General features: G+C 32.9%; 20 protein-coding genes and 1 tRNA gene. 11 read left to right on the forward strand and 10 right to left on the reverse strand.

The annotated features are described in order from the left end of the window. Positions 1-86 precede the first annotated feature (86 nt). The 9 genes from rpsB to ACQ0RB_RS07580 all read left to right on the forward strand — a co-directional run bounded on the left by rpsB (position 87) and on the right by ACQ0RB_RS07580 (position 10,850). Positions 87-857, forward strand: coding sequence for a 30S ribosomal protein S2 (rpsB, locus tag ACQ0RB_RS07540; protein WP_129760932.1), 771 nt, complete (start codon positions 87-89; stop codon positions 855-857). A gap of 84 nt (positions 858-941) precedes the next feature. Continuing rightward, positions 942-1,916 (forward strand): translation elongation factor Ts, encoded by a 975-nt coding sequence (tsf, locus tag ACQ0RB_RS07545; protein WP_129760931.1) that lies wholly within the window; start codon positions 942-944, stop codon positions 1,914-1,916. A 108-nt stretch (positions 1,917-2,024) separates the two neighbouring features. Continuing rightward, a complete protein-coding gene (gene pyrH / locus ACQ0RB_RS07550; RefSeq protein WP_129760930.1) occupies positions 2,025-2,732 on the forward strand; it encodes a UMP kinase in 708 nt (235 codons plus the stop codon). A 62-nt stretch (positions 2,733-2,794) separates the two neighbouring features. Beyond that, on the forward strand, positions 2,795-3,352 hold the full coding sequence (gene frr / locus ACQ0RB_RS07555) for a ribosome recycling factor (RefSeq protein WP_129760929.1): 558 nt from the start codon (positions 2,795-2,797) through the stop codon (positions 3,350-3,352). A gap of 56 nt (positions 3,353-3,408) precedes the next feature. Then, positions 3,409-4,683 (forward strand): hypothetical protein, encoded by a 1,275-nt coding sequence (locus ACQ0RB_RS07560; RefSeq protein WP_430497584.1) that lies wholly within the window; start codon positions 3,409-3,411, stop codon positions 4,681-4,683. A gap of 73 nt (positions 4,684-4,756) precedes the next feature. Then, positions 4,757-7,159 (forward strand): efflux RND transporter permease subunit, encoded by a 2,403-nt coding sequence (locus ACQ0RB_RS07565; protein WP_430497586.1) that lies wholly within the window; start codon positions 4,757-4,759, stop codon positions 7,157-7,159. A 39-nt stretch (positions 7,160-7,198) separates the two neighbouring features. Continuing rightward, complete coding sequence (asnS, locus tag ACQ0RB_RS07570; protein ID WP_131508788.1) at positions 7,199-8,632, forward strand: asparagine--tRNA ligase; 1,434 nt, start codon at positions 7,199-7,201, stop codon at positions 8,630-8,632. Between the two features lie 146 nt (positions 8,633-8,778). Then, positions 8,779-10,245, forward strand: a complete 1,467-nt coding sequence (gene rpoN, locus ACQ0RB_RS07575) for an RNA polymerase factor sigma-54 (protein ID WP_262733270.1) — start codon at positions 8,779-8,781, stop codon at positions 10,243-10,245. Next, entirely contained in the window at positions 10,242-10,850 is a 609-nt protein-coding gene (locus ACQ0RB_RS07580; protein WP_129760924.1) for a hypothetical protein, read from the forward strand. The genes rpoN and ACQ0RB_RS07580 overlap by 4 nt, the downstream gene beginning before the upstream one ends. On the opposite strand, the gene ACQ0RB_RS07585 is transcribed toward ACQ0RB_RS07580, so the two are convergent. The 8 genes from ACQ0RB_RS07585 to ACQ0RB_RS07620 form a co-directional block, all read right to left on the reverse strand. After that, positions 10,845-11,537, reverse strand: coding sequence for a porin family protein (locus ACQ0RB_RS07585; RefSeq protein WP_262733271.1), 693 nt, complete (start codon positions 11,535-11,537; stop codon positions 10,845-10,847). The two genes, ACQ0RB_RS07580 and ACQ0RB_RS07585, sit on opposite strands and share 6 nt — an antisense overlap. 93 nt (positions 11,538-11,630) lie before the next feature. Next, on the reverse strand, positions 11,631-12,113 hold the full coding sequence (locus ACQ0RB_RS07590) for an ExbD/TolR family protein (RefSeq protein WP_129760922.1): 483 nt from the start codon (positions 12,111-12,113) through the stop codon (positions 11,631-11,633). Between the two features lie 17 nt (positions 12,114-12,130). Next, positions 12,131-12,733 (reverse strand): ExbD/TolR family protein, encoded by a 603-nt coding sequence (locus ACQ0RB_RS07595; protein WP_129760921.1) that lies wholly within the window; start codon positions 12,731-12,733, stop codon positions 12,131-12,133. Positions 12,734-12,735: 2 nt separating this feature from the next. Continuing rightward, positions 12,736-13,179: a hypothetical protein gene (locus tag ACQ0RB_RS07600; RefSeq protein WP_129760920.1), complete on the reverse strand. Its 444-nt coding sequence runs from the start codon at positions 13,177-13,179 to the stop codon at positions 12,736-12,738. A 24-nt stretch (positions 13,180-13,203) separates the two neighbouring features. Continuing rightward, positions 13,204-13,986, reverse strand: a complete 783-nt coding sequence (locus ACQ0RB_RS07605; RefSeq protein WP_430497590.1) for a MotA/TolQ/ExbB proton channel family protein — start codon at positions 13,984-13,986, stop codon at positions 13,204-13,206. A gap of 73 nt (positions 13,987-14,059) precedes the next feature. Further along, positions 14,060-14,147, reverse strand: a tRNA-Ser gene (locus ACQ0RB_RS07610). Positions 14,148-14,220: 73 nt separating this feature from the next. Continuing rightward, positions 14,221-15,252: an asparaginase gene (locus tag ACQ0RB_RS07615; protein ID WP_430497592.1), complete on the reverse strand. Its 1,032-nt coding sequence runs from the start codon at positions 15,250-15,252 to the stop codon at positions 14,221-14,223. Between the two features lie 5 nt (positions 15,253-15,257). Beyond that, positions 15,258-16,025 (reverse strand): TatD family hydrolase, encoded by a 768-nt coding sequence (locus tag ACQ0RB_RS07620; protein ID WP_262733274.1) that lies wholly within the window; start codon positions 16,023-16,025, stop codon positions 15,258-15,260. A 46-nt stretch (positions 16,026-16,071) separates the two neighbouring features. Between ACQ0RB_RS07620 and ACQ0RB_RS07625 the strand changes: the two genes are divergently transcribed. Then, the gene (locus ACQ0RB_RS07625) at positions 16,072-16,515 is read left to right on the forward strand and encodes a retropepsin-like aspartic protease (RefSeq protein ID WP_129760916.1); all 444 of its coding nucleotides are present in this window, start codon (positions 16,072-16,074) and stop codon (positions 16,513-16,515) included. Positions 16,516-16,587: 72 nt separating this feature from the next. Beyond that, positions 16,588-17,214, forward strand: a complete 627-nt coding sequence (locus tag ACQ0RB_RS07630; protein WP_134200647.1) for a response regulator transcription factor — start codon at positions 16,588-16,590, stop codon at positions 17,212-17,214. A 655-nt stretch (positions 17,215-17,869) separates the two neighbouring features. Here the strand turns inward: ACQ0RB_RS07630 and odhB are convergent. Then, the gene (gene odhB, locus ACQ0RB_RS07635; RefSeq protein ID WP_335972568.1) at positions 17,870-19,087 is read right to left on the reverse strand and encodes a 2-oxoglutarate dehydrogenase complex dihydrolipoyllysine-residue succinyltransferase; all 1,218 of its coding nucleotides are present in this window, start codon (positions 19,085-19,087) and stop codon (positions 17,870-17,872) included. A 37-nt stretch (positions 19,088-19,124) separates the two neighbouring features. Beyond that, on the reverse strand, positions 19,125-21,881 hold the full coding sequence (locus tag ACQ0RB_RS07640) for a 2-oxoglutarate dehydrogenase E1 component (protein ID WP_335972570.1): 2,757 nt from the start codon (positions 21,879-21,881) through the stop codon (positions 19,125-19,127). Between the last annotated feature and the right edge of the window lie 99 nt (positions 21,882-21,980).

Below are 21,980 nucleotides of genomic sequence, written 5' to 3' on the forward strand. Positions count from 1 at the left end.
GGTTTAGTTTAGCATCTAAATGATTAAGGCGAGCGAAAGCAACCACTCAATCATTGCTAATTCAACAGAACGTAAACTATTACAAAATGGAAAAAGTAGAAGTAAAAGAATTACTTGAAGCAGGTGTACATTTTGGACACTTGACTAGAAAATGGGATCCAAACATGGCTCCTTACATTTATATGGAGCGTAACGGTATCCATATTATCAATCTTTACAAAACTGCTGCCAAAATTGAAGAAACTTCTCAAGCTCTTCACAAAATTGCAGCTTCTGGAAAGAAAATCTTATTTGTTGCTACAAAAAAACAAGCTAAAGACATCGTTGCTGAAAAAGCAGGTGCAGTAAACATGCCTTACATTACTGAAAGATGGCCAGGTGGAATGTTAACTAACTTTGTTACTATTAGAAAAGCTGTAAAGAAAATGGCTTCTATTGATAGAATGAAAAAAGATGGTACATTCAACACACTTTCTAAAAAAGAGCGTTTACAGGTAGACCGTTTAAGAGCTAAATTAGAAAAGAACTTAGGTTCTATCTCTGATATGACTCGTTTACCAGGTGCTTTATTTGTTGTAGATATCAAGCGTGAACACATTGCAATTAAAGAAGCACAAAAATTAAACATTCCAATCTTTGCAATGGTTGACACTAACTCAGATCCAAGACAAGTTGATTACTTGATTCCATCTAACGATGATGCTTCAAAATCAATCAACAAAGTACTTTCTTTGGTAACATCTGCAATTGCAGACGGTTTATCAGAAAGAAAATCTGATAAAGCTGATAAATCAGAAAAAGCAGCTAAACCTGCTAAAACTGCAAAAAAGAAAGCAGTAGCTGAAGAAGAAGAATAAATAACAATTTCAAAACATAAATAAGTCGTTTAGTTCTTTTCTTTGTTGAAAATTAATTGGACGACTTTTTTAAATTTTAAACTCATGGAAAATACTGTAAAAATTACAGCCGCAGAAGTAAATAAACTAAGACAAGCAACAGGAGCAGGAATGATGGATTGCAAAAAAGCCCTAGTGGAAGCTGGTGGTGATTTTGACAAAGCTATTGAGGTTTTACGTAAAAAAGGACAAAAAGTTGCTGAAAAAAGAGCTGACCGTGACTCATCTGAAGGTGCAGCTATCGCAAAAATTAACGATGATAATACTGTAGGTGTTGCTATTGTATTAGGTTGCGAAACTGACTTTGTTGGTAAAAACGAAAACTTTGTGAAATTAGCTAACGATTTAGCTGATATCGCTATAAACTACAATACAAAAGAAGAGTTTTTAGCTGCTGATTTTGGTGGAATGACTGTTGCTGATAAATTAACTGAGCAAACAGGTGTTATTGGTGAAAAGTTAGACATCACTGCTTTTGAAAAGTTAGAAGCTCCTTATGTTGGACAATACGTTCACATCAATAAAATCGCTGCTTTAGTAGGTTTATCTGCAAAAGTAGACAACGCTGATACTTTAGTAAAAGACGTTGCAATGCAAGTAGCTTCAATGGGAGCAACTACATTATCTTACAAAGATTTTGATCCTGCATTTATCGCTTCTGAAACTGAAGCTAGAATTGCTGTTATTGAAAAAGACAATATTGAATTAGGTCGTTTAGGTAAAACTTTAAAAAATGTACCTCAATACATTTCAATGGCACAATTAACTCCTGAAGTTTTAGCTAAAGCTGAAGAAGATGCAAAAGCTGAATTAAAAGCTGAAGGTAAGCCAGAGCAAATTTGGGATAGAATTTTACCAGGTAAAATGGAGCGTTTCATTTCTGATAACACAACTTTAGACCAAGAACAATGCTTATTGGATCAAAACTTCATTAAAGACGAAAAAATAAACGTAGCAAAATATGTTGCATCTTATGGAGATGTTGAAGTTACAAGTTTTAAACGTGTAACTGTTGGGTAATTAAAATCCAATTTTCCAAAACATTAAAAAGCTTCTCATAACGAGAGGCTTTTTTTATAATTTAAAAACAAAAAAATTATGTAGTTTTGCTAAACTTTCAAAATCAAAATGAAATACAAAAGAATTCTCCTAAAATTATCTGGTGAAGCCCTAATGGGAACACGTCAATACGGTATTGATCCTGTACGTTTATCAGAATATGCAAACGACATTAAAGAAATCATTGAAAAAGGTGTTGAAGTAGCCATTGTTATTGGTGGTGGAAACATTTTTAGAGGTGTTGCTGGTGCAAGCAATGGAATGGACAGGGTTCAAGGTGATCACATGGGTATGTTAGCAACCGTTATTAATGGTTTAGCTTTACAAAGTGCCTTAGAAGATGCTGGTGTACCTACTCGTTTACAGTCGGCAATAAGCATTGATGAAGTTGCTGAACCTTTCATTAGAAGAAAAGCACTTCGCCACTTAGAAAAAGGACGTGTTGTAATTTTTGGTGGTGGAACAGGAAACCCATATTTTACAACAGATTCTGCTGCTGTATTAAGAGCTATTGAAATGGAAGCTGATGTTATTTTAAAAGGTACTCGTGTGGATGGAATTTACAATGCTGATCCTGAAAAAGACTCAAAAGCTGTAAAATTTGATTATATTTCTTTTGATGATGTATTGCGCCAAGGCCTTAAAGTAATGGACACTACAGCCTTTACATTGAGTCAGGAAAATGAACTTCCAATTATTGTTTTTGATATGAACAAAAAAGGAAACTTATTAAAAGTAGTTTCTGGAGAAAAGATTGGAACTAAAGTAAACTTATAATAATTTTAAAGGTTTGGCTCATTTTTTGAAATGGCTTTTTAAGAATTAAAATACTTTTAAAGATGAACGAAGACATACAATTTATACTAGACTCTGCTAAAGAATCAATGGATGCTGCAATAAAGCATTTAGAAAAACAATTAGTAAACATTAGAGCAGGAAAAGCTAGTCCTGCAATGTTGGGAGGTGTAATGGTTGACTATTATGGATCTCAAACACCATTAAATCAGGTTGCAAACGTTAACACTCCTGATGGTAGAACCATATCTGTTCAACCTTGGGAAAAAGGAATGCTACAAGAAATTGAGAGAGGAATAATGATTGCTAATCTTGGTTTTAACCCTATGAACAATGGTGAAATGATTATTATTAATGTACCACCATTGACTGAAGAGCGTCGTCGTGACCTTGCTAAACAAGCTAAAGCTGAAGCTGAAGATGCTAAGATTGGTGTTAGAAGTGCAAGAAAAGATGCTAACAACGAAATTAAAAAATTAGATGATGCATCGGAAGACCTTCAAAAAAATGCAGAGATTGACATACAACAAATGACCGATAAATACGTTAAAAAAATTGACGATATTTTAGAAGTCAAAGAAAAAGAGATAATGACAGTATAATTAAAAGCGACAATTATGTCGCTTTTTCTTATCCTTTTAAAACCCTTCCCTCTTACATGCATAAACACTGTGTTTTTATTTTTTTTATACTCTGTATTTATACTACACAGTCGCAAACAACTTTAAAAGATTCTACTAAAGTTAGTCAGGACTCTATTAAAAAAACCGAATTCCTTAAACAAATAGGCAATGGTTTTTTTCCAACCAATTACTTAAACATAGATTTACGATACCTTTTTAAATACAACCAATATGAAGGTGTAAGAACAGGTTTAGGCGGCATTACAAACAAACGCTTTTCAGAACATTATAGACTTAATGGCTATCTTGTATATGGGTTTTTAGACCATAATTTTAAATACAGTATTGGTGGTGGGTTTAGACTTGCGTCAAAATCTAACACTTGGCTAAACTTATCATATACTGATGATCTTCAGGAAACAGGAAGTTCTGCTTTTTTAACCGACAAACGTTTTTTTCAGTTCTTTGAACCTCGATTGCTTAATATTAATTTGTTTCATAAACACATCACTAAAGCTATAACTTTAGAGCATAAGCTAAGTAAACATTTACTTACCGAAACGCAATTTGCCGTTAGCAACATCAACCCTACGTATAGCTATGAGTATTTAAAAAATGACAAAATATTAAACGAATTTCACTTAAGTACAGCTAAAGTTGCATTGCAATGGAGTCCGTTTAGTAAGTTTGAAGTTTCAGAAGATGACTTAATAAAAGAAATTAAATCTGGCTATCCTAAATTCACACTACAATACACACATGCTTTTGAAGATGTTTTTAGAAGCAATATTAACTTTTCAAAGTTGGACTTTAGAACTGTTTATCAGTTAAATTATACTAAAGAGTCGTACACACAAGCAACAGTAGTTGCAGGAATGGTAAGTGGCGATACACCCTTAACGCATTTATATCATGCTTATCCAAATAATATCACCAAAGAGACCATATTACAACGATTTTCGGTTGCAGGTATAAATAGCTTTGAAACCATGTATTTTAATGAATTTTTCTCTGATAGGTTTTCAACCTTTCAGCTGAAGCATTATTTTCAACCTTTTAATATTTCTGAACGCTACAAACCACAATTGGTATTAATAACAAGGTATGCAATTGGAAACATGGGCAATATTGACAGACATCAAAATATAACATTCAATACCTTAGAAGATGGTTATTCTGAATCTGGTTTTGAAATCAATAGACTTCTCTTTGGTTTCGGACTTAGCTTTGCGTATCGTTATGGAGCTTACCACCTACCAAAAACCGAAGATAACGTAGCTTTTAAATTTACCTTTAACGTTTCGTTATAAACACAATAATAAACTTGTTTTTCTTAGCTAATCCTTAGCTTTTTTCTACCTTTGTCGCTGTTTTTGTAACACTATGTTTAAACTATTTACAACAGGATTCTGGGAAGTTGTTGCGCGAGTTATTTTGCGTAATAAAATAGCAATACTTATTGCCATAATTCTTGCTACAATTTTCTTTAGTTATCAGTGGAAATATATGCGCTTCACCTATACTGAAGCCAATTTATTACCTGATGATCATGAGGTAAATGTTACTTACAATGAGTTTTTAGATATTTTTGGTGAAGAAGGTAACCTCATTGTTTTGGGTGTTAAAGACTCAACCCTTTTTTCGGTTGAAAAACTTAACGCTTGGAATCAACTTTCTGAAGATTTTAAAGTTTATGATGAAGTTGAAACCGTTGTATCAATTAAAGACCTTCAAAAACTTGTAAAAAACAACGATGCTCAAAAATTTGAATTAGAACCCTTTATAAAAGATTCTATTCATTCTTTAGCGCAAATAGATACGCTTCAAAACGAACTGTTTAAACAGTATCCTTTTTATGATAATTTTCTGTTTAACAAGACCACAAAGACCATTCGAACAGCTATTTATCTTAAAAAAGATATAGTAAATACACCTACAAGAAAAGATTTTATAATTGAAACGCTTCAAGATAAAATAAACACGTTTGAAAGTGAAAATGACCTAGATGTTAGGGTTTCAGGTATGCCTTACATTCGTACCCTAAACTCACAAAACATTGTTGATGAGATAGGACTATTTATTGGAGCAGCTTTACTAGTAACTTCGTTAATTTTCTTTTTCTTTTTCAGGTCGTTTAGAGCCACATTTATCTCTCTTATTGTAGTGTGTATAGGTGTAATGTGGACTTTTGGTATACTTGGGTTGTTAAAATATGAAATTACTGTTTTAACAGCTTTAATTCCGCCACTTATTATAGTTATTGGTATTCCTAACTGTATCTTTTTAATAAATAAATACCAACACGAGGTTAAAAAACATGGTAATAAAGTAAAGTCGCTACAGCGTGTCATTACAAAAATTGGTAACGCTACGTTAATGACAAATGTTACTACAGCTTCTGGTTTTGCTACTTTTATTCTTACTGAAAGTACGTTGCTTAAAGAGTTTGGTATTGTGGCTTCGCTTAGCATTTTAGCTATTTTTATATTGTGCCTTTTGGTAATTCCTATTATTTACACTTTTTTACCTTACCCTAAAGAACGTCACTTAGAACATCTTAACAAACGTTGGATTGGAACTTTCGTGGACTGGATGGAACGCATGGTAAGAGAGCACAAAATTGCTATTTATGCAACTTCGGTTGTTTTACTTACTGCCAGTATTATTGGTATTTACCAAATAAAAATTTCGGGAAGTTTAATTGAAGACATGCCTAAAGAAAAAGAGTTTTTCCATGATATTCGCTTTTTTGAAAGTGAGTTTAATGGTATTATGCCTCTTGAAATTATGGTAGATACTCAACGTAAAAAAGGCGTTATGAAGTTAAGTACTTTAAAACGCATGAACGAGTTAGAGGAACTCATCATTGAAACGCCAGAACTGTCAAGACCAATATCAGTAGTTAGTTTGGTAAAATATTCTAAACAAGCCTACTATAATGGTAACCCAAAATATTACCAACTCCCAACCAGTCAGGAAAATAGCTTTATTTTATCGTATGCAAAAAATTCATCTTCAAATGTAGATTTGCTGAATAACTTTGTAGATAGTACAGGTCAATATGCGCGTATTACAACCTTTATGAAAGATATTGGTACTGATAAAATGGAGCGTATTGAAGAAGACCTTCAAAACAAAATCAACAAAGTGTTTCCTGAAGAGCGTTATAAAGTTACTATGACAGGTAAAGCATTGGTATTTCAAAAAGGAACAAAGTATTTAGTAAAAAACCTCGCAATATCATTATCCTTAGCCATAATTTTAATCTCATTATTTATGGCTTATATGTTTAGATCTTTTAGGATGATTATTGTATCCTTAATTCCTAACATATTACCATTACTAGTAACCGCAGGTTTAATGGGTTATTTAGGAGTCCCTATAAAACCTTCAACAATTCTAGTATTTAGTATTGCTTTTGGTATTTCGGTAGATGACACCATTCACTTTTTAGCAAAATACCGTCAAGAGCTTCAAGCCAACCACTGGAAAATAAGAAAATCGGTTTACGCAGCATTGCGCGAAACAGGTGTAAGTATGTTTTATACTTCAATAGTATTATTCTTTGGCTTTTCGGTATTTACCATATCTAGTTTTGGAGGTACAGTTGCTTTAGGAGCTCTAGTTTCGGCCACATTACTGTTTGCAATGTTGTCTAACCTATTACTTTTACCATCGTTATTATTATCGTTAGAAAGAAGCATTGCCAATAAAGAAGTATTACGAAAACCAGCAATAAACATTATTCCTGAAGAAGATGATGAGATAGAAAATTCTTTAGAATAATCATAAAAAATTATCTTTGCATTTTAAATTTAATATCAAATGAAATTACACACTGTTGCAGAACTATTGTCAAGTGACATTACACTACAAGACATTGAAATTAAAGGATGGGTTAGAACGTTTAGAGCTAATCGTTTTATAGCTTTAAATGATGGTTCTACAATTAATAATATACAATGTGTAGTAGATTTTGAAAACACAGACGAAGCCACCTTAAAGCGCATAACTACTGGTGCTGCAATACATATAAAAGGTGAACTTGTAGAAAGCCAAGGAAAAGGACAAAGTGTAGAAATACAGGTTAAAACCATTGATATTCTTGGTGATTCACACCCAGACGAATATCCTATTCAACCTAAAAAACACTCGTTTGAGTTTTTACGTGAAAATGCACACTTGCGCACAAGAACAAGTACATTTAGCGCTGTAATGCGTTTGCGTTCATCATTATCTTTTGCTATTCACAAGTACTTTAATGAAAATGGTTTTTATTACATGCACACACCTATCATTACAGGTAGTGATGCCGAAGGTGCTGGTGAAATGTTTAGAGTAAGTGCTCTAGATGCTAAAAACCCTCCATTGACTGAAGATGGAAAAGTAAACTACAAAGAAGATTTCTTTGGAAAAGAAACCAACTTAACCGTTTCTGGTCAGTTAGAAGCCGAAACCTATGCAATGTCATTAGGTAAAGTGTACACATTTGGACCAACATTTAGAGCGGAAAACTCTAACACATCGCGTCACTTAGCTGAATTCTGGATGATAGAACCAGAAGTAGCTTTTATGGATTTAGCTGGTAACATGGATTTAGCCGAAGATTTTATGAAATCGGTGTTGAGCTATGTTCTAGAACACAACATGGACGACCTAAAATTTTTAGAAAACCGCTTACTTGACGAAGAAAAAACAAAACCTCAAGCTGAACGTAGCGAAATGAGCTTAATTGAAAAGTTGAAATTTGTTGTAGACAACAACTTTAAGCGTGTAAGCTACACTGAAGCCATAGATATTTTACGTAATAGTAAACCAAACAAGAAAAAGAAATTCAACTATATTATTGAAGAATGGGGAGCTGACTTGCAAAGCGAACATGAGCGTTATTTAGTTGAAAAGCACTTTAAATGTCCAGTAATCTTATTTGATTATCCTGCAAACATTAAAGCATTTTACATGCGTTTAAATGAAGATGGAAAGACCGTTAGAGCTATGGATATTTTGTTCCCAGGAATTGGAGAAATTGTAGGTGGTTCACAACGTGAAGAGCGTTTAGACGTTTTAAAAGAAAAAATGAAAGCGCTTGATATCGAAGAAGAAGAACTATGGTGGTATTTAGATTTACGTAAATACGGAACTGCTGTTCACTCTGGATTTGGATTAGGTTTTGAGCGTTTAGTTATGTTTGCTACAGGAATGGGTAACATTAGAGATGTTATACCTTACCCAAGAACACCTCAAAATGCTGAATTCTAATTGCAGAAGACACTGAGATTTTTAATTTATATCGCTAGATGTTTATTAAATGTATCACTTCAAAATAAATAATGAAATAAAACAATCTACGTTCTAACATAATGTAGATTGTTTTTTTTATTTTTACTCTAAACCCAAATAACACAATGCTTAAACAGTATTTACAGTTTAAATTATCACAAAAGTTGTCTCCGCAACAAATTCAATTAATGAAATTGATTCAGTTGCCTACACAAGCGTTTGAGCAAAGATTAAAGCAAGAATTAGAGGAAAACCCAGCTTTAGAAAGTGGTAAAGAATCATCAGATGAATTTGATGATAAATATGATGAATTTGACAACTCTGCTGACGACTATAATGACAACGAATCTATAAATGCCGAAGACATAAATGTAGATGAATATTTAAGTGATGATGATATTCCTGACTACAGGACCCAAGCCAATAATTACAGTGGCGACGATGAAGAAAAAAATGTGCCTTATGCTGCTGGAACCTCTTTTACTCAGCATTTAATCAATCAGTTAAACACATTCCGACTAGATGATAACGAATATGAAATCGCTGAATTTTTAGTTGGAAGCGTTGATGAGAGTGGTTATATACGTCGTTCTTTAAGTGATATTGTTGACGATTTAGCATTTACTCAAGGCGTGTATACTGATGAAGCATCGGTTGAAAAAGTACTACATAAAGTACATCAACTAGATCCTGCAGGTGTTGGCGCAAGAAACCTTCAAGAGTGTTTAAGCATTCAGCTTCATAGAAAAGAAAAAACACCTGATGTTGAACTTGCTATTGATATTATTGATAAAGCTTTTGAACAGTTTACCAAAAAGCATTACAAAAAGCTACTTCAAAAATTTGACATTACAGAAGCTCAACTTAAAGATGCCATAGATGAAATTGAGCATCTTAACCCAAAACCAGGTGGTTCTTATGCTGGTAATAATAGAATTGTTGAGCACATAGTACCTGATTTTGCTATTAAAATTGTAGATGGCGAACTTGAGCTTACCTTAAACGGACGAAACGCTCCTGAACTTCATGTTTCAAGAGAATATAGCAACATGATGAAAGGCTATAAAGAATCTAAAGACAAGAGCAAATCACAAAAAGATGCTGTGCTTTTCATTAAGCAAAAACTAGATGCTGCAAAATGGTTTATTGAAGCTATAAAACAACGTCAACAGACCCTTTTTGTGACCATGAGTGCAATTATGCATTATCAAAAAGAGTATTTTTTAACAGGTGACGAACGTAAGTTAAGACCAATGATTTTAAAAGATATTGCTGATGAAATAGACATGGATGTATCAACAATATCAAGAGTTGCTAATAGTAAATATGTAGATACACCTTATGGTACTAAATTGATTAAGGAATTTTTCTCTGAGTCAATGACAAATGACCAAGGTGAAGAAGTTTCAACTAGAGAAATTAAAAAAATTCTAGAAACGGTTATTGAAGAAGAAAACAAAAGAAAACCACTAACCGATGAAAAATTAGCTTCAATTTTAAAAGAAAAAGGCTATCCAATTGCTAGACGTACTGTAGCAAAATACAGAGAGCAACTAGATATTCCTGTGGCAAGATTGAGAAAAAAGATATGATAAACCATATTCTTAGAGCCATATCATTTATTTTCCATCCTGTTTTAATGCCTTTATTAGGTGTAATCTTTTACTTTTCAAAAACGCCTAGGTTTATTCCTGTTCCTATAGTAAAAGCTAAACTATTTTCGGTTTCAATACTCACTATTGCACTTCCTATATTGCTATTTTATCTACTTAAAACCATTAAAAAAATAGACTCTTTTTACCTTGAAACAACTCAAGAACGCATTATCCCTTTAATTCTTAATAGTGCAATCATAATACTTGTTTTAAATAGGGTTTTAACCTATAATGAAATTCCTGAATTATACTACTTTTTTGTAGGTGTACTTTGCTCAACCATAACGTGTCTTATTTTGGCTTTTCTAAAATTTAAAGCAAGTATACATATGATAGCTGCAGCTGGTTTTTTCATGTTTGCAGTTGCAATAGGTATTCATTTTAAAATAAATATTAATGGTACTATTGCACTTATGTGTATCATTTTAGGCGCAATTGCAAGCTCTAGGCTGCATTTAAAAGCGCATAGTAGCATAGAACTAATTATAGGCTTTTTTATTGGATTAATTCCACAATTAATCTTGCTTAATTATTGGCTATAAAATGTAAAACATTATTCCAATTCTGGCAACTGACATGTCAATAGTGGCATCTTCAATTTTCGCACTACTTTCAAAGATTGGATTTAAAGCATAGTAAAAATGAATGTTCCAAGTATCATAACCAGCACTTAAAGTCAAGCCATATTGTATTGTATTGAAGTCAGAAACATTGGTAAGCTTAATGGTTTCTGAATTACCTTTAAACTTAGTAGAATTAGCAAAAACGTAACCAAATTTCAGTCCTGAATAAATCCTCCAAAACTTATATGTAGAGGCATCAGATGTCCTCCATCTAAATTCTAGTGGTACCTCAAGAACATAGGTAGTAAATTTATTCTTTGAAAAAGACGTTTCGTCTTCATCTAAAACAGTATATGTATATCCTCCAGAAACTTCATCGATTAATAGATTCTGATTATAAGAATTGGCTGATAAACCAATCCCTAAACCAACAGCTACATTTCTTTTTTTATTGATAGGCATATCCCTAATAAATCCCAAATGAAAACCACTAGAAAAACCTCTTTGAGAAACATCTTGGTGTTTATTTGCTAGTAAGTTATAAGTTGCCGAAACATAAAATTGGTCCTCTCTATAACGAGAATCAACTAGAGTAGAATCGTTAGTAGTTTGTCCCAATACAAATTGTGACAACAATAGAAATGCAAATAGGAGTTTGAGATTCATTTATACAAATATATGGTAATGATTAAAATATAATGTATAAAAAAACATCCTGATCAAAATAACCAGGATGTTTTAGAAATTTAACAAATAAAATTATTTTCTATTAGCAGAGATATCCCCTTGTTTAGTGGTGTAGTTAATTTTTAAAGCATTCTCTTCTCTAAGTTCCTGCTTAATATCTCCAATTAATCCCATATTTGCTTCTTTATCTACTTTTAAAGCAGTTGTAAGAAACGGGATTAGTTCTTCTCTTTTAGATGCTCGTTCTGCAGCTATAAAAGCTTTTATATCACTGACATCAGCAAATTTATCATTTAACTGTATACGTGATTCTTTACCAAATTGGCTTTGATATCTTTCAGTAGGTTGTCCTACGTATATATACATCACCAAATCTTTTTTATCTAGCTTTTCAACTTGGTCAGCACTTGGTAATTCGTTTTTAATTTTTAAGGTATTATCTCTCATTACGGTAGCAACCATAAAGAAGAATAATAACATAAATACAATATCAGGTAAAGACGCAGTTGAAATAGCTGGTAAATCGCCTGATTTTTTCTTATTAAATTTAGACATATCTTATGTTTTCTAAATTACTTTTGTTGAACTTCAGATAATTTTTGAGGGTACTCAAGTTTTATCTTTTCAATCTTTTCTTTAAGCTTGTCTTTACTTCCAACCCAGTTTACGTCGTCATAGTTAGCTTGCATTTGTAAAAATGAAGTTCCGTAAAGCTCTTGCGCTCTACGATTTCTAAGTTCATTGTATGCTGCTACTAACTCATTTTGAACAGAAATATAAGTCTTATAAGTAGTTTCACGCTCGTTCTTTAAAGATATGATAGCTTTATCAGGATTGTCAGATGACTTAGGGTCTCTTTTTCCTTTACAATAGTCACATCCATCCTCTCCAGTTCCTCCTCCATTATCAAGGAATTCTACTGCAGCTTTACGCAAATCTTTAAGATCCATCAATTCGTCCTCAACAAGCAATTGGTCTTTACCATTAATAAGTACAGTAAAAATATTTTTTTGCTTGATGATTACATCTTCGTCACTTTCTTCAATTGGAGGCAACTTTCTATTTAAACCTGTATCAGTCTCAATAGTTGTTGTAACCAAAAAGAAAATAAGAAGTAAGAATGCAATATCAGCCATTGAGCCTGCATTAACTTCTGGTGCTGATCTTTTTGCCATAATTACTTAATCATTTTTTTTGCTCCAGCAAATAACATTGCCGCAGCTGCTCCAATTATTAATATGTAGAAAGCAATTAAACCTGCTCCTACCATGTGAGATTGTCCTTCAGTTGCTACTTTGTTATTGTACATATATGTATTAGTGTCTCCACCAGATACTGCGTATGCAATTATAAGTACAGCAGCAAAAAGGCCTACTCCTATTAACGTGTTTTTTAAGGATCCAGTATTTGTGAATAGATTTTTTAACACAAACACTACAACAAATAGTAATACGAGTCCAAGAACAATATAAGTAACTATTGCCATTGGGTCTACAATTGCTGTATCTCCTTCTAAGGCAGCTGCTTTAATAGCTTCGTCTCCTTTAGAAATAATTCTAATTAGGAAGACAATACCTAGTAAACTAAGTACAGCTGCTACTATTTTTAAAATCTTATGCATAATTTTTCTATAATTTATTGCTTATTATTTTTTGTGCTTTACTAACATGTCCATTAATGTAATAGACGCATCTTCCATATCGTTAACGATACTATCAATTTTTGCAATAATATAGTTGTAGAAAATTTGAAGTATAATTGCTACAATAAGACCGAATACAGTTGTTAATAAGGCAACTTTAATACCACCTGCTACTAAAGAAGGTTGCATATCACCAGCTGCTTCAATTTTATCGAATGCTTGAATCATACCAATTACTGTACCCATGAACCCAAGCATTGGTGCCAATGCGATAAATAATGAAATCCATGATACGTTTTTCTCTAATTGTCCCATTTGTACTCCACCATAGGCAACAACAGCTTTTTCAGCAGCATCGATATCTTCGTCTGCTCTGTCTAATCCTTGATAAAAAATAGATGCAACAGGTCCTTTTGTGTTTCTGCAAACTTCTTTAGCTGCTTCGATACCACCTGATGCTAATGCATCTTCTACATTTTGAGTTAATTTCTTAGTATTTGTAGTAGATAAGTTTAAAAAGATAATTCTTTCAATTGCAATTGCTAAACCTAAAATTAAACATAGCAATACAATTCCCATAAACCCAGGTCCACCTTCAATAAAACGTTTCTTTAATTCTTGGTGAAATCCAAGGTCTTCTTCAGCAGGAGCTGCAGCCTCTTCTTCTTTTGTTACAGTTGCAACAGTTGTTGTTGCGGCAGTTGTAGTTGTAGTAAATGCGTTTGCATTAACAGTTCCGAAAGCCATGGTTCCTGCTATGGCTAGGATAGAAAATAGTCTTTTCATTGTTCTTATTCTTAATTTTATTAGTTAAAGTGTTAAAGATATAAAAAAATTACAATTAAAAATAAAATAACAGCAGAGAGGAAGGGATTCGAACCCTCGATACGCTTTTGACGTATACACACTTTCCAGGCGTGCGCCTTCGACCACTCGGCCACCTCTCTGTAACTTTATCTTTAATTACAGTGGGTCAAATAACAAAAAATTCTTTGAATGTTAAAATTTTGAAAGTTAATTTTAAGACATTTCTCCACGTAAAGGCGTTTCAAATATGGTTTTGAACGTTTTAGCAGAAATGTTTTCTCCCAACATATACATTAATTTTGCTATTGCAGCTTCGGTTGTAATGTCTTTTCCTGAAATTACACCTGCTTTTTTAAGCTGCGAACTGGTTTCATACTGTCCCATATTGACACTTCCTCCTGAGCATTGTGTTACATTTATAATTTGTACCCCTTTTTTTATAGCAGATTCCATTAAGTCAATAAACCAATCTTCGGTTGTAGCATTACCTGCTCCATAGGTTTCTAAAACAATACCTTTTATATTAGGATTATGTGTCATGCATTCCAAAACCGATTTCGAAATACCTGGAAACAGCTTTATTAAAGCAATACTGTTATCAAAAGATTTATGCACAACCAACTTTTTTCTAGCATTTGGTTTATACAAGTCTTCATGGTTTACCTTAATATGTACTCCAGATTCGGCTAAATGAGGATAATTTAAGGATTCAAATGCTTCAAAATGTTCTGCATTTATTTTAGTTGTACGATTTCCTCTATATAATTTGTATTCAAAATATAACCCTACCTCTCTTATTAATGGTCTGTTCCTAGTTTGCAACGATGCCATTTGAATTGTGGTTATCAAGTTTTCTTTGGCATCGGTACGCAAATCACCAATTGGTAATTGCGACCCTGTTAATATTACAGGTTTATCTAAGTTTTCTAACATAAAACTTAATGCTGAAGCTGTATAGCTCATGGTATCACTGCCATGAAGTACTACAAACCCATCAAAGCTATCGTAATTGTCTTCTATAATTTCGGCTATTTGAACCCAATAGTCAGGATTCATGTTTGAAGAATCTATTGGATCTTTAAAGGATATTGTAGTTATATCACAGTCTAATAGTTTTAATTCAGGAATACGTTTTAACAGATTATTAAAGTCAAAGGACTTCAATGCTCCTGTATTTGGGTTTTTAATCATCCCAATAGTTCCACCAGTATATATTAAAAGTATTTTTGGGCTATTGCTTTCCATACCTATTATATATTAAATATGTCTTTTGAGTTTTGTGTTGTTATTTCTGCAATGGTTTCTTGAGGAAAATTATACAATTCTGATAGTTTTTCTAACACCTTTATTATATAACTACTTTCATTACGTTTCCCTCGATATGGTTTTGGTGCTAAATATGGCGAGTCGGTTTCCAAAACAATATGTTTTAAGTCTATTTGATTTAAAAACTGGTCTATTTTTCCATTTTTAAATGTTGCTACACCACCTATTCCTAATTTCATATTGTAAGAAATCGCTTTTTGTGCTTGCTCAAAAGTACCAGTAAAGCAATGAAAGATGCCAAAAAGCGCATCGCCTTTTTCGGTTTCAAGAACTTCAAATATTTCATCAAAAGCATCACGACAATGTATCACAATTGGCAACTTGTATTTTTTTGCTAACTGAATTTGATGCTTAAATGCTTTTTTTTGAATTTCTAAAGTAGAAGTATCCCAATATAAATCGATCCCTATTTCGCCAACAGCATAAAAGTGTCTTTTTGCCATTAACTCCTCAACATGTTGTAATTCTTCTTTATAGTTATCTTTTACAGAAGTAGGATGCAAACCCATCATTAAAAACACATGATTGGGAAATTCTTGTTCCAACTTTAACATAGATGTTGTGTAGCTAGAGTCTATTGCTGGAATAAAAAAACGAGAAACATTGGCATCTATAGCACGTTGTATCATTTCCTTTCTATCTTCATCAAAAGCCTCACTGTATAAATGAGTATGTGTATCGGTAATAATCATTTTGCTAAAATAATTCTTTTATACCACTATATTTGTAAAAAAAGTTATGGAAAACAGTCTTCAAGAGTTTCTGTTAGAAAAGGGGTTTACTAAAATAAAGCTGCACCTAACTAGAACCAATCATTTTGAAATTCGCGCTACAATAAATGGAGTAAAAGGTTTATTTATTTTAGATACTGGTGCTTCAAACTCTTGCGTAGGCTTTGATGCTGTTGAGAGGTTTAACTTAAAAGCAAAAGACTCTCCTATACGAGCTGCAGGAGCTGGCGCAACTGATATGGAAACCCAAATTTCCAAAAAGAATAAAGTAAAAATTGGTAAATGGAAAAAAGACAAAGTAGCTTTAATCTTATTTAACCTAACACATGTAAATACTGCACTAACAAGTCATAACTCAAAACCAGTTGATGGCATTATTGGTGCTGACATCTTAAAAAAGGGAAAAGCAGTGATTGATTATCAAAAAAAATATTTATACTTAAAATTGTAGTATAATTCTTTCTGAATATTTCAAAATTGTGCTTATATTTATAGTCAATCCCTCAATTAATTAATAGCACAAATGCATGCCTCTATAATAATAGCAGACGATCATCCATTGATCCTAAAAGGTCTGAATGATTTTTTAAAAGAAAAGGACTACAATATAATAGGTAGTGCCGAAAATGGCAGAGACGCCTACAACCTTATAGAAACTCACCAACCTGAAATTGCCATACTAGACATTAGGATGCCACATTTGACAGGTTTGGAAATCGCAAAAAAGTGTTTCGATAATAATTTACCAACAAAAATTGTCCTTATAACTTTTGAAAAGGACGAAGAAACCTATTACGAAGCCAAAGCACTAAATATCTTTGGTTATGTCCTTAAAGAATTTGCTTTAGTTGAAATTGAGCAATGTATTTCTTCGGTATTAAAAAACACACCGTATTTTAGTCCTGAACTTATTTCGCATTTAGAAATTAAAGAAGTCCCAAAAGAACTTGAAGAGTTGACTCCAACCGAAAAAGAAGTATTAAAACATATTGCGCAAAACAAAACTGCAAAAGAAATTGGAGAACTAATGTTTATCTCCAACAGAACTGTAGAAAAACACAAAAGCAACATCATTAAAAAGCTTGATATCACTCCGTTTCAAAACAGTTTATTGATTTGGGCAAAGGAAAATCAGGAATTTCTTACTTAAAAATACGTAATGTTACGTATTGTTTGGCATTGATATAATGCTCACCTTTACAGTGCTATTAATCAAACTACTTAGGGGATAAAAAGCTCTTGGTTATTAGCTTAACTAGGAGCTTTTTTGTTTTAACAACTATTCTCGAAGTTAAAAATTACAAAAAAATGAAACAGAAGTTGTCACTCTTTAATTCACCTTTGATTGTTACTCTAGTTTTAAGTGTCGTGTTAACAATAACATTAAATATTTTAGTCTGTTTTCAATGAACTTAACCATACTATGATGATTGAAAAAAGTGCAAACCCTCAAAATTTGCACTTTTTTTATTACAAAAAACCAAAATATACGTAACGTTACGTATTGTTTGGCTTTCAATTATTCTAGACCTTTACAGTGCTATTAATTTTTTATAAGGGAAACTTGAAAGCTCTGGGCTTAATTGCCCAGGGATTTTGAGTGAAAATATTGACTCGATTAAGATGAAACATAATTTAAAATCTTCTAATAAGCTTTTTATTATTGGTTTAGTAATTAGTGTCATTTTAATAATATCTATAAATATTCTTGTCAATTTTTTTTAGTTATTAGTTAGTTATTTTCAAGAAAAAAGCGCAATTTAAGGGGAATTGCGCTTTTTGTTTTATATGATATGTCTATTACTTTATAACTCTAAAGCCTTCTTAACATCATTATTCATTAATAACTCAACTGGGTTTTCAAGTGCTTCTTTAATTGCAACTAAAAATCCTACAGACTCTCTACCATCAATAATTCTGTGATCATATGATAATGCTAAATACATCATTGGGTGAATTTCAACTTTACCATCAACAGCAATTGGACGCTCAATAATATTGTGCATTCCTAAAATACCACTTTGTGGTGGGTTGATAATTGGTGTAGATAACATACTACCAAATACACCTCCATTTGAAATTGTAAATGTACCACCTGTCATTTCATCAACAGTAATTTGACCATCACGAGCTCTTAATGCTAAACGTTTTACTTCAGCTTCAACACCTCTAAAAGTTAAGTTTTCAGCATTTCGTATTACTGGAACCATAAGTCCTTTTGGTCCTGATACTGCTATACTAATATCACAGAAATCGTAAGAAATCATTTCTTTTCCATCTATCATAGAGTTAACAGCTGGAAATTCTTTTAATGCTCTTACTACTGCTAATGTAAAGAAGCTCATAAACCCAAGACCTACACCATGCTTTGCTTTAAACTCTTCTTTATATTGTTTACGCAATTCAAAAATAGGTGTCATGTTAGCCTCATTAAAAGTGGTTAACATTGCTGTTTCGTTTTTAGCCGATACTAAACGCTCTGCTACTTTACGACGTAACATTGATAGTTTAGAGCGTGACTCTCCACGGCTTCCTCCTGTTGGAGTTCCCATAGATGGTTTTGCGTTTACAGCATCGTCTTTGGTTACTCTACCGTCTTTACCTGTGCCTTGTATTTGAGAAGCTTCCATTCCTTTTTCAGCTAAAATCTTTTTTGCTGCAGGACTTGCTGTTCCTGTTGCATACGTTTTGTTTTCAGCAACTGGTTCTACTTTCTTTTCTTCAGCTTTAGGTGCTTCTTCTTTTTTCTCTTCTTTTTCAGGTGCATCAGATCCTTCAGGTTTTGCTGCACTTGTATCAATTAAACAAACCACTTCTCCTACTGCAACTGCATCACCTTCTTCTGCCTTTAAGGTAATCGTTCCGCTAGCTTCAGCTGGAAGCTCAAGAGTTGCCTTATCACTATCTACTTCAGCAATGGCCTGATCTTTTTCTACATAATCACCATCTTGCACTAACCATTCTGCAATTTCTACTTCAGTAATAGACTCTCCTGGTGAAGGTACTTTCATTTCTAAAATCATTGTTCTATAATTTTATGTTTTTGGATTTGTTTTTATTTTATCGTTGGTTGTTTTTTGTTTTATCGAAAACGAAATCAATAACTTCTTGATGACGTTTTTTAGAACGTACTGAGCTTCCTGCTGCAGGTGCTCCATAAGCTCTTCGCGATGCTACTCTAAAGTTTTTAGCTTCATCTAAATGCATTAACATAAAGCTATAAGCTCCCATATTTCTTGGTTCTTCTTGAGCCCAAACCATATCTTCAACATGACTGTATTTTTCCAAAACAGCTTTAATTTCTTTTTCTGGTAATGGGAATAATTGCTCTATTCTTACTAAAGCAACATCGTTTCTTTCTAATTTTTCGCGTTCTTCTAATAAGTCATAATAAAACTTACCTGTTACAAACACTAGCGTTTTTACAGCATCAGTTTTTACAGACTCATCGTCGATTAGCATTTGGAAACTACCATTTGCAAACTCATCAACTGTTGACACACACAATGGATGACGCAATAAACTCTTAGGCGTAAACACGATTAAAGGCTTACGGAATTTGGCTTTTACTTGTCTACGTAATAAATGGAACATGTTAGCTGGTGTTGTACAATCGGCTACATACATATTATCTTTTGCACATAGTTGTAAGTAACGTTCCATACGTGCTGATGAATGCTCTGCACCTTGACCTTCATAACCATGAGGCAATAACATTACCAAACCATTTTGAAGTTTCCACTTATCTTCTGCTGCAGAAATATATTGGTCTAGCATAATTTGAGCTCCATTACTGAAATCTCCAAATTGCGCTTCCCAAATGGTTAAGGTTTTAGGGCTTGCCATAGCATAACCATAATCAAAACCTACCACACCATATTCTGATAGTAGTGAGTTATAGATAAAGAATTTTCCTTGCTTATCACTCAACTTATTAAGTAATACAATTTCTTCTTCACTATCTTCTACTTTTACAACGGCATGTCTGTGAGAGAATGTACCACGTTCTACATCTTGACCAGATATACGAACATCGTGACCTTCTTCTAGTAAACTACCATAAGCTAAATGTTCAGCCATTGCCCAGTCTAACTTGTTTTCATCAAACATAGTTTGTCTGGATTGTACTAAACGCTCTATTTTACGTATGAATTTTTTGTCTTTTGGTAATGAAGAAATTACTTCTGTGATACGCTTTAATCCTTCAGCAGAATAAGCAGTATCTACAGGTTTCATCATTTTATTTTCATCAACAGTAATATAGTCTGTCCATTCATTTTGCATAAATGGAGTAATTACTGTTTTATCCTCTTTACGAGAGTCTTCTAATTTTTCTTCTAAAGATGCTTTGTAATCTTCTTCTAATTGTGACACATGGTCTTTAGTGATAATACCTTGGTCAATTAGTTTTTGAGCATAAATATCTCTTGGGTTTTGATGCTTTGCAATAGCTTTATAAAGTAATGGTTGTGTAAACTTAGGTTCGTCACCTTCGTTATGACCATACTTTCTGTAACCCAATAAATCTATAAATACGTCGCGTTTAAATTGCATTCTGAAATCTAGAGCAAACAACATGGCATGCACTACAGCTTCGGCATCATCAGCGTTTACGTGTAATACAGGTGACAATGTTACCTTACCAACATCAGTACAATAGGTACTTGACCTTGCATCTAAATAGTTAGTAGTAAAACCAATTTGGTTATTTACTACAATATGAATGGTTCCATTAGTTTTATAACCGTCTAATTGTGCCATTTGCACAACTTCGTATACCAATCCTTGACCAGCAATAGCTGCATCACCATGCACAACTATTGGTAGTACTTGAGATGGGTTTTCAGGATATTTATCGTCTTGTTTTGCTCTAGTAATTCCTTCAACAACTGCTCCAACAGTTTCTAAGTGTGAAGGGTTTGGTGCTATGTTAAGGTTTATTTTTTTGCCAGAGTCGGTAACTCTATCGCTTGTCCAACCTAAATGGTACTTAACATCGCCATCAAAAATTTCTTCTTCATAATCCTTACCATCAAACTCACTAAAGATGTCTTTTGCAGATTTTCCAAAGATATTTGTAAGCGTACTTAAACGACCTCTATGTGCCATACCCATTACAAACTCCTTAACACCATAGTCAGCTGCTTTTTCAATTACAGCATCTAATGCAGGAATTAAAGACTCTCCTCCTTCTAGAGAGAAACGCTTTTGACCTACATACTTTGTATGTAAGAAACTTTCAAAAGAGACAGCCTCATTAAGTTTTTTAAGGATATGCTTTTTTTGTTCTGCTGAAAAATTTGGTTGGTTATCGTTGATATTTAATTTTTCCTGAATCCAATTGATTTCCTCAGGTTTTCTAATATACATGTATTCAACACCAATAGAATCGCAATAAATACTATCTAGGTGTTTGATGATTTCTCTTAAAGTTTGTGCTCCAATCCCTAATACTTCACCTGCATTGAAAACAGTATCTAAATCACTATTAGACAATCCAAAATGCTCAATATCTAGCGTTGGAACATATTTACGTCTTGCTCTTACTGGGTTAGTTTTTGTAAACAAGTGACCTCTGCTACGGTAACCATCAATAAGTTTTATAACCTGAAACTCTTTTTGTACATGCTCAGGAATTTGGGTAGAAACGCCTTCAACAATTTCACCTTCCATTCCGTAACTCTCACTACCAAAATCGTAACCTTGAAAAAATGCTCTCCAACTTGGTTCAACTGAGTCTGGGTTTTGTAAATATTGTTCGTATAAATCAGCAAAATATGCTGTATGTGCTGCGTTTAAAAAGGAATATTTATCCATAAGTAGTTAAAAACTGTATCGTTCCGACAAAATTTATACAAAAGTACAACTTTTACTATAATACACTTATGTTTTATTATATTTATAACATCTCTTTTT

The sequence above is a fragment of the Gaetbulibacter sp. PBL-D1 genome, from assembly GCF_050509525.1.
GTDB classification, from domain to species: Bacteria; Bacteroidota; Bacteroidia; order Flavobacteriales; family Flavobacteriaceae; genus Gaetbulibacter_B; species Gaetbulibacter_B jejuensis.